Annotated in this window: 11 protein-coding genes and 4 pseudogenes; 11 read left to right on the top strand and 4 right to left on the bottom strand. The window is 66.1% G+C overall.

Features of this window, described 5'->3' with window-relative positions; translation table 11 throughout:
* Positions 1-249 precede the first annotated feature (249 nt).
* Positions 250-567, bottom strand: a complete 318-nt coding sequence (locus tag AB0M62_RS05450; RefSeq protein WP_366072799.1) for a hypothetical protein — start codon at positions 565-567, stop codon at positions 250-252.
* Between the two features lie 96 nt (positions 568-663).
* Here AB0M62_RS05450 and AB0M62_RS05445 point away from each other — a divergent pair.
* A pseudogene (locus AB0M62_RS05445) lies at positions 664-949 on the top strand (cbb3-type cytochrome c oxidase subunit I); the annotation flags it as partial.
* Positions 950-1,008: 59 nt separating this feature from the next.
* Here AB0M62_RS05445 and AB0M62_RS05440 read toward each other — a convergent pair.
* Entirely contained in the window at positions 1,009-1,800 is a 792-nt protein-coding gene (locus AB0M62_RS05440) for a hemolysin III family protein (RefSeq protein ID WP_366072798.1), read from the bottom strand.
* Positions 1,801-2,671: 871 nt separating this feature from the next.
* Between AB0M62_RS05440 and AB0M62_RS05435 the strand changes: the two are divergent.
* A pseudogene (locus AB0M62_RS05435) lies at positions 2,672-3,009 on the top strand (MerR family transcriptional regulator).
* Between the two features lie 692 nt (positions 3,010-3,701).
* Here the strand turns inward: AB0M62_RS05435 and AB0M62_RS05430 are convergent.
* Positions 3,702-3,923 carry a hypothetical protein gene (locus tag AB0M62_RS05430; RefSeq protein ID WP_366072797.1) on the bottom strand — a complete coding sequence of 74 codons (222 nt, stop codon included), beginning with the start codon at positions 3,921-3,923 and terminating at the stop codon, positions 3,702-3,704.
* Between the two features lie 188 nt (positions 3,924-4,111).
* Between AB0M62_RS05430 and AB0M62_RS05425 the strand changes: the two are divergent.
* From AB0M62_RS05425 to AB0M62_RS05405, 5 genes and pseudogenes are all read left to right on the top strand, one after another.
* Positions 4,112-4,229, top strand: a pseudogene (locus tag AB0M62_RS05425) (DUF5133 domain-containing protein); the annotation flags it as partial.
* A gap of 173 nt (positions 4,230-4,402) precedes the next feature.
* On the top strand, positions 4,403-6,100 hold the full coding sequence (gene ctaD / locus AB0M62_RS05420) for a cytochrome c oxidase subunit I (RefSeq protein ID WP_366072796.1): 1,698 nt from the start codon (positions 4,403-4,405) through the stop codon (positions 6,098-6,100).
* 162 nt (positions 6,101-6,262) lie between these two features.
* A pseudogene (locus AB0M62_RS05415) lies at positions 6,263-6,580 on the top strand (conjugal transfer protein TraS); the annotation flags it as partial.
* An 81-nt stretch (positions 6,581-6,661) separates the two neighbouring features.
* Positions 6,662-7,252 (top strand): DUF2637 domain-containing protein, encoded by a 591-nt coding sequence (locus tag AB0M62_RS05410; protein ID WP_366072794.1) that lies wholly within the window; start codon positions 6,662-6,664, stop codon positions 7,250-7,252.
* A 721-nt stretch (positions 7,253-7,973) separates the two neighbouring features.
* Entirely contained in the window at positions 7,974-8,162 is a 189-nt protein-coding gene (locus tag AB0M62_RS05405; RefSeq protein WP_366072793.1) for a hypothetical protein, read from the top strand.
* Here the strand turns inward: AB0M62_RS05405 and AB0M62_RS05400 are convergent.
* Positions 8,143-8,613, bottom strand: a complete 471-nt coding sequence (locus AB0M62_RS05400) for a very short patch repair endonuclease (RefSeq protein WP_366073059.1) — start codon at positions 8,611-8,613, stop codon at positions 8,143-8,145. The genes AB0M62_RS05405 and AB0M62_RS05400 overlap by 20 nt on opposite strands.
* A 488-nt stretch (positions 8,614-9,101) precedes the next feature.
* On the opposite strand from AB0M62_RS05400, the gene AB0M62_RS05395 reads away from it, so the two are divergent.
* The 4 genes from AB0M62_RS05395 (at position 9,102) to AB0M62_RS05380 (ending at position 16,119) form a co-directional block, all read left to right on the top strand.
* Positions 9,102-10,385 carry a DNA cytosine methyltransferase gene (locus AB0M62_RS05395; protein ID WP_366072792.1) on the top strand — a complete coding sequence of 428 codons (1,284 nt, stop codon included), beginning with the start codon at positions 9,102-9,104 and terminating at the stop codon, positions 10,383-10,385.
* 261 nt (positions 10,386-10,646) lie between these two features.
* Complete coding sequence (locus tag AB0M62_RS05390) at positions 10,647-13,229, top strand: Z1 domain-containing protein (protein WP_366072791.1); 2,583 nt, start codon at positions 10,647-10,649, stop codon at positions 13,227-13,229.
* Complete coding sequence (locus AB0M62_RS05385; protein WP_366072790.1) at positions 13,226-14,242, top strand: PD-(D/E)XK motif protein; 1,017 nt, start codon at positions 13,226-13,228, stop codon at positions 14,240-14,242. Before AB0M62_RS05390 ends, AB0M62_RS05385 begins: the two co-directional genes overlap by 4 nt.
* Positions 14,239-16,119 (top strand): hypothetical protein, encoded by a 1,881-nt coding sequence (locus AB0M62_RS05380; protein WP_366072789.1) that lies wholly within the window; start codon positions 14,239-14,241, stop codon positions 16,117-16,119. Before AB0M62_RS05385 ends, AB0M62_RS05380 begins: the two co-directional genes overlap by 4 nt.
* The last annotated feature ends 37 nt before the right edge of the window (positions 16,120-16,156 follow it).

The raw sequence follows: 16,156 nt of genomic DNA, 5'->3' as shown, positions 1-16,156 counted from the left end.
CGCCGCCGCCTGGGGACGATCCGCCTCCGCCGCCGCCTGGGGACGATCCGCCTCCGCCACCCCCAGGGGACGATCCGCCTCCGCCACCCCCAGGGGACGATCCGCCTCCGCCACCCCCAGGGGACGACATTGCGCCTCCTCCGCCGCCCGCGGAGGAGGCGCCTCCTCCTCCGCCCGAAGACGATGCGCCTCCACCGCCACCTGCGGAGGACAACCCGCCTCCTCCTCCGCCGCCAGCGGACGATCCGCCTACGGCTGAGTCGCTGGCTCCGGTTGAGCCGGAGGGCCCGGTCGAGCCGGAAGGCCAGGAATACCCGCCGTCGGCGTGAGGCACCCTCGGTCTCCCGCTTGTGACCTGGACGCACCTGTGGGTGGATCCCGCTGGACGCTTATGTGCTGGATACCGGCGGCCTCCATGATCAGGTTGGCCTCGTCTCCGGGGTACTTGCCCTCGCTGATCTCGGCGGCCATTTCCGCGAGGATCGGCGGCAGGATGGACATGTTCGCGGTCAGGTAGGGAGCGATGGCGGTCTCAGGGGGCGTACGAGGCTGTTCACCTGCGTTCATCGTCGGCTGTCTACTTGGTCGCGAACTGGCTGCGGCCTGAGTTGCACGCCGGTGAACTCGGTTGAACGAGACGGAAACTGAGACGGTCCCTGACTCTTCAGCTGGATCGGCACCATGTGGAGGGGGTCTTTGTCGTTCGAGACACCGATGCTGCAGACCACTGGCTTCCTCGTCACACCCTGTTCGGCGGGCTGACCGGCGTCATCCCCGCCGCCCCACCACTGGCCTTTCACGTCACTGACACCTACTTCGTCGTGGCGCACTTCCACTACGCGTCTTCGGCACCGTCGTGTTCGCCATGTTCGCCGGCTTCCACTCCTGGTGGCCCAAGATGACCGGCACGATGCTCGACGAACGATTGGGGAAGATCCACTTTTGGAGCTGGCGATGCAGACGTCTACTCGTGCACCTCCGACATCGGCACCTGGGCCGCGGGGGTGCTCAGCGGGCGGCCAGGGAGATGGCGACGTAGTGCGCGGTGAAGGCGGCCACGGTGAGGGCGTGGAAGACCTCGTGGTAGCCGAACCAGCGGGGTGAGGGGTCGGGGCGCTGGAGGGCGTAGACCACCGCGCCGGCGCTGTAGAGGAGGCCTCCGGCCACGATCAGTGTCAGTACGGCTGCTCCGCCGGCGTGCAGGAAGTCGGGCAGGTAGCGCACTGGTGCCCAGCCCAGGGCGAGGTAGCAGGGGGTGTAGAGCCAGCGGGGAGCCCCCACCCACAGGACGCGGAAGGCGATGCCGGCCAGCGCGCCCGTCCACACGATCCACAGCAGGACGGACTGCTGATCCGAGGGGAGGAGGAGTACGGCCAGAGGAGTGCAGGTGCCAGCGATTATCAGGAAGATGTTGGCGTGGTCGAGGCGTCGCAGGACAGCCTCGCCGAGTGGCCCCCAGGTGCCGCGGTGGTACACCGCGCTCGTCCCGAACAGCAGCCAGGCGGTGACGGCGTACACGGTGCAGGCCAGGACCGCCTGCGGGGTGCGGGCCAGACTGATGAGGACGATGCCCGCGATCAGCGAGGCGGGGACCATTCCCGCGTGGAGCCAGCCGCGCAGCTTCGGCTTGAGCGGCTCGACCAGGTCGGCTGCCCGCTCCACGAGACCGGCGACCGTGCCGGATTCCTCTCCTGCATGGTCACTGGCTGACCCGCCAAGGCGAGCTGAATCGCCGTCGGCTTTCGCCGAGCCGGGGGAGACACCGTCTTGCGCTGCGGTACGGGGGTCATTGGCAACCATGGGGTCATGTTAGGAAGCGCTCGACGGCGGCCTTGTCTCGGGTCTGCAGACTAGCTGCGCTTTGAGCCCTCCAAAATCTATATCCGCCGGAGTAGACATTGGGTGGTGGTGTGGTTATGGTTTCTGTCGTAGCCAAGAGGTCGAAGGGCCCGGCAGAGATGAACTGGCGGGCAGCAGTAGCGAGTTCGCAGTGCGGTGCGGTGGTGGAGTTCCGAAGCCAGGGTTGTCGCAGGATGGCGACGGGACTGACGGCCGTACCGGGTGGCCCGCAGTCTTCAGGGGCTGCCGTGAGCAGTACCGCAGTATGTGCAGTCGCAGTTCAGAAGGTGCAGTAGGCAGTACCAGCAGTCGGTACACAGTGGTCTCTCAGTAAAGGCGCCGGGCTGCGGGCGCGCGTGCTGAGAGGTTCGGCAGTGGGGTTCTAAGCCAGAGCGGATGCAGGACGGGCGACGGGGCTGGCTGCCGGACGGAGTGGCCTCTGAGGCCACCAGCGGTTCGCATCACCGGTAGTACAAGCAGTACAGCAGTTCGCAGTATCAGTAGTGACCCGCAGGAGCAGTACCGGTTTGCCAAGTAGTTGGTTCAGAGGGAAGAACGGAGGAGTCGAGCGCCATCAGGATCGCCCGGACGAGAAGGATTTGAGTCCGGGTACCGCAAGACCCCGAATAGGTAGGTGGTCCCCGGTCACGCATCCGCGATCCCCGCACGCCCGCCCGACATTCGGGCCGGTTCCGCGGACCCAGTAGGCCGGCGCAGCACTAGGGCCGGCGGATGGTGTAGCAATTCCTTCGGGGCCCTGGTGCCGTATGGCACCAGGGCCCCTCCACGCATTGCTTTGCCCAGCCCTCGATGCGTTCCACAACGAGGTGAGATGACAACAGACGATTCGATAGGCCGTCTTGATGACGACGACTACCCCGCCTACACGATGGGGCGGGCGGCCGAGATGCTCGGCACCACCCCCGCCTTCCTGCGTGCCATCGGCGAAGCAAGGCTGATTACCCCGCTCCGTTCGGAGGGCGGCCACCGCCGCTACTCCCGTTACCAGTTGCGGATCGCCGCCCGCGCCCGAGAAATCGTGGACCAGGGGACCCCCATCGATGTTGCATGCCGGATCGTGATCCTCGAGGACCAGCTCGAGGAAGCGCAGCGACTCACGCCGAATACCGCCGATCCCCAACCGAGCAGCATCCTCCAACCGCAGCGTGACGTGAGAGCGCCTGCCAGCACTCGGCACGCGCCGCGCTCAACGTCTCTCGACTCCAACGCATCCGACCCGACCAGGGTGGAAGCGTTCAATCAGGGCAACGTTGCCGGGGCACGCCCTCCGGCCTTCTCCTGACCGACCTCGACGCGCTGCTGATGCTCTACTGCGCTGCGTTGCAAGCACACCAGTGACCTGCGGCGGGACGACTTCGGCGGATGCTGGCTGCTGCCCCTGCCGGCCACCGGACTTCCCCGTGACTCTCCGCCCGATCTTCCGCGGAGGCACGGACTGATCCTCTCGACGCGAACTACCTGCAGGGCGGTTGCTATGCGGGGCAGATCGCCCGGTCCCGTCGGAGTGCTGGCCAAGTCCGGAAGCCGCGACCACTACGACTCCTGACACCGCCCAGCAGCCCGTAAAAACACCGACTGACGAAGCGGGGGGCTGGCGCGTTGCCGGTGAAGGCCCCATCTGCCCTTTTCCAGGGATATCGGCGCTTCGCAAACGGGTGATCTCCGGAGCGGCATAGTCACGTCCTCGCGCCTGGGGGGAACGTTCACCGTGCGAGGCGGATCATTGGCCCTTGCGGGACCAAGCCAGCTCTTCGCAGCGAGCCGCCCCCGCCCGATCCATAGGTTCCGACGGGGGCGGCGCTAAGCCGAACGGGCGGCTCCCGGTAGGGCGGGAGTGGCCGTCAGTCCTTGGCGATGGCCATACCGAGGAAGATGCCGACCAGCAGCGCCACGCTGCCTGTGGCCATCACCGCCCACGTCCCGGTCTGCGTGGCGGCGAAAGTCGAAGTCATGCCCGCCTGCGCCGCCGCCTGCGTCGCCTGCGCCCCCGCCATGGCCGCCTCCTGCGCCGCTAGACCCGTCTCCAGCTTCTGGACCTTGCCCTCCAGCTCAGATGTCTCCACCGTGGGGCTCCTCTCTACCGTCGTGCCGGACCCATTCCGACATCAACATCGATCCGTTCCCCACCGCAGCGATGCGGTCGCGCTGGCAAGCTTTGGAGCACCCGTTTGCCGACCAGGGCGGCCGCCCGACCGTTCCCACTCCTCGTCGGCGTCGTCCGGATCGCACAGAGGCCGCAGTCCTTCGGGCCGCCTACACGCTGTGCGTCTCCACCGGTACCCGTGACGTCGATGCGGCGCTCGTCGCTGCACATCATCAAGTTGTCCGGTGCCCGCCATGCGGATGACTCCCTGCTCGCTGCCGGCTGACCCTGTCCCCCCCCGATCATCCGGAGCGCTGCCGTACACCGCGGTGCCGCCGCATTAAATCCGCGGCAGGCCGTGTCAGTTCTGTCTTTCAGACATGTGCGAACTCTTAGGATTACGCCCGCAAGAATGCGTTTACTGCAGTCTGCTCGTGCACTGCTATCAAAGGACGTGCTATGGCTACGTCGACCGAGCCGGTCACTCCCGTTCCCGTTCGTGGCAGAGGTCGCGGTGCTGTCGTGGTGTCCTGGCTGACCACGACGGATCATAAGAAGATCGGCCATCTCTATCTCATCGCGTCGTTCATGTTTTTCGTCTTCGGCGGGTTGTTGGCGTTGGTGCTGCGTGCTGAATTGGGTCGGCCGGGCCTGCAGATCGTGTCCGCCGAGCAGTACAACCAGTCCTTCACCCTGCACGGCACGATCATGCTGCTGTTCTTCGCTACCCCGACTTTTGCCGGTTTCGCCAACGCGATCATGCCGTTGCAGATCGGCGCCCCCGATGTCGCGTTCCCACGTCTGAACATGTTTTCGTTCTGGCTGTTCTTCTTCGGTGGATTGATCGTGGTGGGCAGCCTGCTGACCCCGCAAGGCACGGCCGACTTCGGCTGGACGGCCTACACCCCGCTCAGTGGCGGCGAACGCACTCCTTACGTGGGAGGCGACATGTGGATCATGGGGTTGGCGCTGTCCGGTTTCGGCACGATCCTTGGGGCGGTCAATTTCATCACCACGATCGTGTGCATGCGGGCACCGGGAATGACGATGTTCCGGATGCCGATCTTCACCTGGAACATTCTTTTCACGTCTGTTCTGGTGCTCCTGGCCTTCCCCGTCCTGGCCGCAGCGCTGCTCGTCCTGGAGGCCGACCGCCGTTTCGGTGCCCAGGTTTTCAACCCTGAGAACGGGGGGGCGATTTTGTGGCAGCACCTCTTCTGGTTCTTCGGCCATCCCGAGGTCTACATCATCGCGCTGCCGTTCTTCGGAATCATCACGGAGATCATTCCGGTCTTCTCCCGTAAACCGATCTTCGGCTATGTCGGACTGGTCGGTGCCACCATCGCGATCACCGGCCTGTCGGTCACGGTGTGGGCCCACCACATGTTCGCCACCGGAGCCGTCCTCCTGCCGTTCTTCTCCTTCATGACCTTCCTTATCGCCGTGCCGACAGGCGTGAAGTTCTTCAATTGGATCGGCACCATGTGGAAGGGCGCCCTGTCATTCGAGACGCCGATGCTGTGGACCACTGGCTTCCTCGTCACCTTCCTGTTCGGCGGGCTGACCGGCGTCATCCTCGCCTCCCCGCCACTGGACTTCCACGTCACCGACACCTACTTCGTCGTGGCGCACTTCCACTACGTCGTCTTCGGCACCGTCGTGTTCGCCATGTTCGCCGGCTTCCACTTCTGGTGGCCGAAGATGACCGGCACGATGCTCGACGAGCGATTGGGGAAAATTCACTTTTGGACGCTGTTCATCGGTTTCCACATGACCTTCCTCATCCATCACTGGCTCGGTGCGGAAGGCATGCCGCGCCGGTACGCCGACTACCTCGCGGCCGACGGGTTCACCGCCCTCAATACCATTTCCACGATCGGCGCCTTCCTCCTCGGAGCCTCCACCCTCCCGTTCTTCTCCAACGTGTGGAAGACCGCCAAATACGGCAAGAGAATCGAAGTCGACGACCCGTGGGGCTTTGGCCGCTCCCTTGAGTGGGCCACTTCCTGCCCGCCGCCGCGGCACAACTTCGTCACGCTGCCCAAGATCCGCTCCGATTCGCCGGCCTTCGATCTCCACTATCCCGAGGTTGCCGCCCTTGACCACGCGGAGCAGACCGGCCGTCGCGACGTCGTCGAACCAGACGACACCCCATGACACACCGACCATCGACCACCGGCCGACCCGGGAACCGCTGAAGGCATCAGCCGTGCCGAGGGCTAACCGCTCCACCAGGCCGAGCTGAACCACCGCACGGGCCTACGCCCGCTGCACGCCCTGGCTGACCCACGCCCAACACCGAAGCGACGCGCCTGTGCAATCTGCGGGCAGCGCTTCGGCGCCGAGCTGGGCAAAGGAGCAACCATGCTCCGCGCTCAACTCACCGGCCGCGTCTGCCACCGCGTCAACGATGAGGCGTCGGCCAAGATGGCTCTCGGTGGTATCGCTGACTCCTCCGGTGGCTGGTCCCGCATCCGTACGCCGTACCTCTCCCTCGCCGACGCGGCGGCGATCTGCCGCGAGACGGCCGATCTCTCCCCTGACGTAACGGCCTTGGAACCGTTCCGGCCGCACGCCCTGGCCTCGCCCGTGACCGCACCGGTTCCGGCAGCCAAACCGCATCCGGCAACCGGCTGACCAACCCCCTTAGCGCTCGGGATGCGGCGAACAGCGCCAACTCCCTCCCTCGCCATTCTCGAAACCGGGAGGAGACGAACCGTGCGCGCGCTCCCCGTCCGCATCGAGGCCGTACTGATCCAAGCGGGCATCGCGGCAGCGTTGTCCTTTGCGCATCTGCATGACCTGGCCGTGGCGGCTGGGCCGGACGGCTGGAAAGCCTGGGTCTACCCGGTGAGCGTCGACCTGCTGTTGGTCGCCGCCTGGAAGCGGTTGCGCTCGGGGGAGTCCAAGGCGTCCGGGTGGTCCCGGTTCCTGATCGCGCTCGCTGCCAGCCTCGGGGCGAACGTCGCCACCGCCGGACTGCTCGACCTCGACCACGTTCCGGCCTGGCTCCGCGTCACCGTCGCCGGTTGGCCGGCGGTAGCTTCGCCGCGTGCCGCCGGACGCCCTGCTGGCCTACGTGGCGAAGCTCCGTCGTCCCACCGAAGCGGCGTGAGGGGCCGCCATGGGAGATCAGAAGCGGACCCGTCAACCGGCGCCTCGTCCATCTACTTCGGCAAGGACGGAAAGTGGCACGGCCGGGTGACGGTCGGTGTTCGCGATGACGGCAGGCCCGATCGTCGTCACATCGAGCGCAAGACGAAGGCTGAAGTGACCAAGGCCGTCCGGGACATGGGAGCGGGCCCGTGACGACAAGAAGCTCCGGAAGCCGGGCAAGGGCTGGACACTGCAGAGCTGGCTTGAACACTGGGTCGAGAACATCGCCAAGTACGTCTCCGAGAACACGTACGACGGGTACGAGGTCGGCACGTCACACTGCGGCTTCTGCTGCTCGAGGTTGAAGGCCCACCTCGCTCCGCCGTTGATCGCTGCGGCCCCCAGTGCCGCGAGGAAGATCAGGAGCTCTGTCGGGCCGGAAGCGTCAGCCGACGCGGCAGAGATCATGAACATGGCGCGCAGCATGCCAGGGCGCGAAGCGAATGTCATCAGTCGTCTAACTGAGACGGAAACTGAGACGGACAACGACGAAGGGCCCCACCGCGAACGATGGGGCCCTTCGACATCGTGCCCGGTGAGGCACTGGCGGAGGATACGAGATTCGAACTCGTGAGGGGTTGCCCCCAACACGCTTTCCAAGTGTGCGTCTGCCGGTCGGAGGGCTGTACGGGTTCGTTCACCTGCGTCCATGCGTGCCCGCTGCCCCGGGGTCCGACCTGCCCTAGTACTCATCTGGATGGGGCTGGACGCGTGCGAATGAGACCGGAAGTGAGACCACAGCCGGGACCGGCACGCTGGTGACTTCAACAGAAAGACGGCCCGGAGGAGCATGTTTCATGCTCTGAGCAGCTCGCTTAACCGCGCATGACTTCCGAGTGGATTGGAAGCCGGAACGGCGTGCCATCCTGACTGAATGATCCGCGAACCCGCCGAGACCGTCGTACGCGAGGACGGCTCGGTAGAGCTCCCTATGGGCATCCTTGTCGAGGCCGGCCTGGCCATCGGTGCCCGTCTTCTCGCTTACAGCGACGGGGACGGGCGGATCGTGCTGCGAAGGGAGGCTGACGCCGTCGATGACCTGCTTAGCGGACGTCCTCTTTGATCACTCGGGCGGAACGACCGCTCTTCGACTCCTCGAGCCCGAGTTGCACGAGCGACACCGCGTGCTCCACCGATGTGTGCTCCCAGACGCGCACGACGAACCACCTGTGTTCCACCAGGAGCCTGTCCGTCTCTGCGTCTCGACTCCTATTGCCCTCGATCTTCGCGACCCAGAACTCGTGATTCGTCAAAGGGATTGAGCGGTGGGTGGGGCAACCGTGCCAGTAGCAGCCGTCCACGAAGACCGCCACCCTGTACTTGGTGAAGATCACGTCCGCGGTTCTGCGGAGCGTGGGCACCGGTCTGGCCGAGACTTTGAAGCGCAACCCTGCTCGGTGGAGTGACGAGCGCAGTGCCAGTTCGGGCTTGGTGTCCCGGCCCCTGTTGGAACGCATCGAGGCTCTCGTGCCGGACGATGAAGCCCAGGAGTCTCCGGCGTCTTCCTTCGCTATAAGGCCCGCCTCTGCTGCCAGACGCCAGGCGGCACGAAGGTTCGCACCTCGGGTGGAGTGGCCGACCTCGCCAAGAAGATGCCGATGTCTTTGCCCGGCGATTGTCCATTGGAGCTTAGCGATGACACGCCCCGTTCTCCGAGCCGGGACCAGCACCACGGTGGCGAGGGCAGTCTCGCCGGCGTCACCCCCGACGATGCGCTTGGACGCCCCGCCAGCAGCCCGGTCCTGCTCGCGTGCACGTTCAGCCCTAGTCATCCCGACCCGTGGACGCCAAGCGCGGGCGAGCGGGCACTCGACGGGAGTACGCCGTCCCTTGGGATTGCTGGAAGCTCCGCCGACCGGGCGCGTATGTTCCACCCTCCGAGACTACAAGTCACACACCTGGACGGGGCCGTTTGGGTGATCGGGCTGGGCCGGCGCGGAACCCCACTAAGCGGTATCGTTGAAAATTGCCCTCTTGCCGGCCAGCTGGCTACAGTGCGCCAATGAGCCAACCACAGGCCGAAGTCGGCGTTTCCCGGAAGGCGGCCGTCGGCATTGCCGACGTTCCCCCGCTACGGACGATCGACCTCTTCGCGGGCTGTGGAGGGCTGACGCAGGGGTTCGTGGACGCCCGGCATGACGATCGTGCGGTGTACCGTCCTGTCGCCGCCGTTGAGCTCGACCAGGCCGCAGCTGCCACCTACGCGGTGAACTTCGGTAAGGCGTTCGGGGCGCACATCCATCAGGGGGACATTGCTCAGTGGGTCAATCGACCCGAGGAGATCCCGGAAGCCGACGTCGTGTTGGGAGGGCCGCCGTGCCAGGGATTCTCGCGACTCGGCAACCAGGACCCGAATGACGAGCGGAACCAACTTTGGCGCCACTATCTGAAAGTGGTCTCCACGGTTCGGCCCCTGGTCTTCGTCATGGAGAACGTTGACGCCTTCAGGAAGTCCCCGGAATTCCGACTTCTGATCAACGAGACTCGTGAGGGAGGCGCCCTCTCCGACTACATCGTCTTCGACGAACTCCTCAACGCCGCGGATCACGGAGTGCCTCAACGGCGGTTCCGCACGATCGCGGTCGGGATCCGCAGGGACCTTCGGGTGGGGCCGGGTTCGACCGATCGGATCGAGGATCTGACGGATCTGGAGCTGCAGGCCAGGCTGATCCCGAGCCCTTCAGGGGGATCCCAGCGGACCGTATGGCAGACGATCTCGGATCTCGTGCTCCAGAAGCTGTCCCCGGAGCTACCCGCTCGACGGAGCTCCGTGAACGGCCGGGAGATCGCCGGCCCCTTCTCCATGGACGAACTGCACCTGAGCCGAAACGGCATCAAGCCGCTTTCGATTCAGCGCTATCGCGCGATTCCTGAGGGGGGTAACCGGTTCGACATCCCTGATGAGCTCCTTGCCCCCTGTTGGAAGAAGCACAAGACCGGCTCGGCGGATGTCATGGGAAGGCTCTATCGCGACAGACCCTCGGTCACGATCCGTACGGAGTTCTTCAAGCCGGAGAAGGGTCGTTATCTCCACCCGTGGTTGCACCGTCCCATTACGCATCTGGAGGCGGCCCGGCTGCAGGGTTTCCCGGAGACCTTCGAGTGGTGCGGGAGCAGGAGCGAGATCGCGCGACAGATCGGCAACGCCGTCCCCGTCGGACTGGGCCGCGCCATCGCCGAACACCTGGCACCGCTGCTCCTCGCCCAGCGGAATCTCCAGACCACGCGTACCGCGGGGGTGCCCCGCGTTCGGCACTCGCGACGCAGAGTCTCCGCCGCAGCCTGACCGCAGGGGGCGCACGCCGTCCGCGCGCGCCGGGGAAAGCTCTTGTATAACCGCCCGGGTCAGCGGTGCGACCGGATATAAAGTTGTTCACTGGACAACGACGTCGGGGCGTTCCTTCTCCACGGGAGGGTGAGGAACGGTGGTGACCCCGGCTCATCCGACGTCCGCGGCCACACCGGGCGGCGGCACCGACGCCCTCCGTACGGCGACCGGGCCGTCTGCCCCTACGCCCGCGTGACGCCGGATCCGAGGGGTGGGGACTTGAACGAGTTCGACAGTCAGTACGAGGCGTTCAAACGCCTCATCAAGATGCATACGCCGGAACAGGCTTTGGCGACGATCAAGCTGTTCGGCATGAGAGACGAGCTCGCCAAGCGCATCGCGGAACGTCATCAGCAGGAGACCATCGCCATCCGCGAGAAGCGTGAACCGGGATCCGTCGTCCGGAACAACCGCGAGACCTGGTACGTCGGTCCCCAGGAGGACGACAGGTGCTGGCCCGCCCTGAGAGGCCTGCTGGCGAAACAGTCGTGGAACGCCGACAGCCTGCGCGCCCTCGACTCCGCGTCCACGAAGGTCGTCTCCATGCTCGACCACCCGCTGGAGAGCGCCTTCTCGACCAGAGGCCTGGTCGTCGGGTACGTGCAGTCGGGCAAGACCAGCAACTTCACCGCACTGATCGCGAAGGCGGCCGACGCCGGGTACAAATTCTTCATCGTCCTCGCCGGCGTCCACAACGGTCTACGGTTGCAGACCCAGCTTCGCCTGGAGCGGCAGCTCGTGGAGCCGGTGCTGGACCAGTGGCACACGCTCACCGGACGTGTCGGGGACTTCGAGCCCCCCGCGGGCAACCCGGCCGCGTTCTTCGGTGACAAGAGTCAGCAGCACGTGCTCTGCGTTATCAAGAAAAACGTGCCGAGGCTGCGGAAGCTCAAGGCGTGGCTGGAGAAGGCACCCGACTACCTGCGTAATTGCCCGACGCTGATCATCGACGACGAGGCCGACCAGGCGAGCGTCGCCTCGCGCAGCACCAATCCGCTGATCCGGGAGATCATCAATCTATTCCCCCGCGGAGGCTACGTCGGTTACACCGCCACGCCTTTCGCCAACCTGCTGATCGACCCCGCCGCGAAGGATCTTTATCCCGAGGATTTCGTCGTCAACCTGCCCAAGCCGCGGGGACATTTCGGGACCGAGGTCCTCTTCGGTCGTGAAGTGTTGGATGGTGAGGATCCGCAGGACGTGCCGGACGGATACGACATGATCCGCACAGTTCCCTACGAAGAGGTGCCCCTGGTCCGGCCAGGACGGGACGAGATCGAGGGCTTCGTGCCCGAGATCGACGGTGCCCTGAGGACGGCGGTGCTGTACTTCTGGCTTGTAACTGCCGCCCGACGGGTGCGCGGCACCGGGGTACCCCACTCCACGATGCTGATCCACACCAGTGTCAGCACCCTGGTTCACGAGAGCTTCAAGGGGCCCCTGGAGGCGGTCCGTAAGCACACGGCCGGACAGCTGGAGGTGGCCGACTCCCACCTGCTCCGCGAACTGAAGGAACTGTGGGACGCGGAGACCGCCCGTGTCCCCGGTAATGAGCCCGACCTCGGGGAGACACCCGTCTCCTTCGACGCCCTTCGACCGCTGCTTACAGCCGTGGTGGACGACTGCCGCATCATTATGGACAACTCCAGAAGCGTGGAGCGACTGGACTATGAGGCGGGCTCGGTCGTCGCCATCGCCGTGGGTGGCAACACCCTGTCACGTGGCCTGACGCTCGAAGGACTCGCCGTCAGCTACTTCGTGCGGGGCGCCTCGACGTACGACTCGTTGCTGCAGATGGGCCGCTGGTTCGGGTTCCGTGACGGTTACGCGGACTTGCCGCGCATCTGGATGACGGACGCGATGCGCGACTGGTTCCGACACATCGCCACGGTCGAGTCGGAGATGCGCCGCGATATCGACGTGTACATGGTCGAGGACAAGACGCCCAGGTCCTTCGCCGTCCGCCTCCGCGCCCACCCCTCGCTCCGTATCACCGCCGCCGGCAAGATGCGCGACGCGGTGAAGGCCAGCGCGGCCTACGGAGGGCAGCGGGTGCAGACCCGCTATTTCCGCACGCGGAATGCCGAGTGGTTGAGGGCTAACAGGAAGGCCGCCCACGATCTCGTCGACCGCTCACTGCGTCTGGCGGGAGCCCGACACGAAGACAGGGGCGCTCAGGGCCGTCATGTTCTCCGAGGTGTCCCCTACGACCTCGTCGTGGATTTCCTCCGCGAATACAGCTTCCACGGCAAGTCCTTGGAGTGCGACGCGGATCTGTTGCGCGACTACGTCGAGCGCCGGGTGCGTTCCGGGGCTGGCGGCGCACTCAAGCGCTGGAACGTGGCCATCATCGGCAATCCACTTAGCAACGACCCGGACAAGCGGTACGAGTTCGCCCCTGGGATCGCCGTCGACCGCGTCATCCGGGCCAAGCTCGAGGAAAGCGGAAGTGACGCCGCAGACATCAAGACCCTCATGAGCCGTCGCGATGCTGGGGTAGACCTCGACCTCGGCATGCTGCCGGAGATCACCGAAGCGGCGCTCAAGAAGGCCCGGCGCGAGCAGATGCCGGACACCGCGCTATTGACCCTCTACCCAATCGACGCGCTCTCGCCCTCGCCGACGGACCGTGCGCGCCGTGCCCCGCTCGACGCCGTCGACGACGTTATCGGCGTTGGCCTGGTCTTCCCGCAGCCTCCCGGGGACGACGACGAGGTTGAGTACTACAGCGCCGACCTGTCCGGCGTGGTGGACGACGAAGAAGAGGACCTGTCGATGCTCTTCGAGGAGGACGACAGTTGAGCGGGGGAGCAGATCTGCGGCGAGTACTGGAACGACATTGGGCCCAGCTGGATCTGACGCCACTCGGTGCTGAAGCAGCGCTCAGGACCTCCAAGCTTCCCGTAGTCACCGATCACGGGGCAGTCTCCGCAGCGACCGACGGCAACTCGTTGCGCCACCTGCTCATTCCTCTGCAAGGGCGTCGCCGGATCCCCACTGGTCGGATCGGTGGGACGCTGCACATCACCGAACGGGCGTTGCAGGACGACGACACCTACGGCCGTTTTGCGGACGTCGTGTGCACACGGAGGGACCTGGACGACGTCTTCACGGGTCTGTGCGCCGACGTCCTCGTGGCCCTGGAGGCGGACGGACGTCGCCCCTACCGCACGACGTTGGCGGTGGTGAACCGGTGGCGGCAGCTTTTCAGCGGTGTGCCCCGGGTGCTCACCGAGGCCCAGGAGGTTGGTCTAGCTGGTGAGCTGCTGGTCCTGCTCCGCCTGCTACACGAAGACCCGGGCGCCGTACGGTTCTGGTCCGGGCCCGAGGGCGGACGCCACGACTTTTCCGACGGCCTCCACGCCATCGAGGTCAAGAGCACCAACACGACGTCCGAACGCAGGACGTTCGAGGTTCACGGACTCGACCAACTGGAGGTGCCGGACAGCGGGCGCCTGGTGTTGGCCTGGCAGCGGTTCGAGCGGAGCCCGCGGGGTCGTACCGTCGGCGAACTCGTCGCGGAGGCGGCACGGCTGTGCGACGACGAGTCGGAGCTGTGGCTCCGACTGGCGCACGTCGGGTACCAACGCGCGCTGATGGGCGACGAAGGGGCGTTGCGCCTGTCACCCGTCGAAGGACGTTGGTATGAGGTCGACGAGGTCTTTCCCCGCCTCACCACAGCGTCATTGAGGGGTCCGGTGTCCGACGGGCTCCTCGACGTCCGCTACACCGTCGACTTGGCGGGCGTTCACTCGCCTGAGCTTGGTGATCCGGCCGTCGACGCGTTCCTGGACGAAGTGGGGAGGACATCATGACCGCGAAATCCCCGCGCTGGTTGTCCGAGCCCTACGCCCCCGGCGGTGGAGGGACGGCCGAGGGCGCCCTGAAGAACCTCGACGGCACCGAACTCGACCCGCTGACTCTCCTCGTGAGGGAGTCGGCACAGAACAGTTGGGACGCCCGGGCCGGGGACGGGCCCGTCGACTACCGGGTGGAACTGCGCACGCTGGGGCCTGGTGAGGCACCGGTGTGGCGCGACCTCCTCACCGCTGGCGCACCTCCGTTGCGACATCTCAAGCTCCGGGCCTCGCTAGCACGCCCCTCTCTACGCGTCCTGACCGTGACCGACACCGGCACAAGGGGACTAGGAGGACCCACCCGGGCCGACGTCGCCATCCCCGGCCAGTCCGACTTCGCATCGTTCGTCCGCAAGACCGGCAGCTCGAGCAAGGTCAACGGTCGTGGTGGCACCTACGGCTTTGGAAAGGCGGTGTTCCATCTCCTCTCCGCATCTCACACGGTGCTCGTACACACCCGCTGTCGGATAGACGACCGGTTGGAGACCCGGCTCATCGGGTGGGCGGTGCACGAGAGCTACACAGTGGATGTCGATGACGGGACCAAGACCTTCACCGGCCGGCACTACTGGGGGACCGTCCACGACGGTTATGTCGAACCGCTTGTAGGGCAGGAGGCCGACGAGGTCGCCGGAAGTCTGGGCCTCGACTGCCTTCCCGACGGCCAGACCGGGACCACCGTCGCGATCCTCGATCCTGTGTTCGGAGAACGCGACGACGCTGAGGCCATGCGTTGGATGGTCGACGCCATGGTGTGGAACCTTTGGCCGAAGATGCTTCCCGAGGGGGGTGACGCGCCTATGCGCTTCTCCGCCCGCCACGAGGGGCGACCTGTGCCGGTCCCCAGGCCGTCGGAGGTGCCTTACCTGCGCCCCTTCGTCTGGGCCTACGACGACATGGATCGTCTGGTGGAGCACAAGTCTCTGGGGCGTGTTCTCGGCCGCCTCGGCACGCGGAAGTTCCTCTCGCCTCCCGGAAGGCCCCCGCGGGTCGCTCAAGAGGCGGGGATCGGCGAGCGCCTCCATCACACGTGCCTCATGCGACCGGTCGATCTGGTGGTGAGGTATCTCGAAGGTCCCCCCTTCTTCGAGGAGAACGGGGGCTACGCGGCGGTCTTCCGTGCTGACGCGGACATGGACCGGGTCTTCGCCGCGGCGGAGCCCGCGTCACACGACGCTTGGTTGGTGGAGAAACTCAGCGGGGACGACCACCGCCTGGCCAAGCACGCTCTCCGCAAGATCAACGACGCGATGAAGGAGGCTTCCGGGCCTGCCCCGGTATCCAACGAGGCGGGCGAAGGCGTCTCCCTTGCGGGGATGAGCCGCCTCATGGCGGGACTCATGGCGGGTACGGCGGGAGAGGGCGCGGAGGCCGTCTTCACCGGGGGTACGACCTCCCCCGGAGGCATCGCGGGCTCGGGACGGGGCTCCGGGGGATCGGCCGAGCCCGGCGGGATCCCGGGGCCCAGAGGAGGACCGGGCGGGTCTTCCGGACGCCGGCGGATTCTGTACGACGGGGACCCCGAACATGATGTCGTCGACGGTGAATCCGTCCTCGTCCAACGCTTCATCCTGCCCGACGAGGGTCCCTGCGTCGTGCACGGTCGCCCCGCCGTCGCATTGGGCGACGGCCGTGGCATCGAGGCGGAGCCCCCTATTGGGGCCTCGATTCCCACGGTTCTGGGATGGCGTGCGGGGGATGGGCCCCTGATGTCCGGGTCTTCGTTGCGCACTAAGGGCGGTGACGGCACGGTCTGGTCCCTGATCGTCAGGCCGGCTCCCGACACCATGACCGAACTGGCGGTCGTGGCGGAGGTAGGGGGCGACGGCCTGTGAACCGTCGTGCCTATCCTTACCGGAGAGCGGCTGCCGG

Source organism: Streptomyces sp. NPDC051219 (assembly GCF_040682335.1).
In the GTDB taxonomy this organism is placed as follows: Bacteria; Actinomycetota; Actinomycetes; order Streptomycetales; family Streptomycetaceae; genus Streptomyces.
The sequence above is the reverse complement of the archived record's forward strand: the minus strand, read 5'-3'. Positions and strand labels throughout refer to the sequence as shown.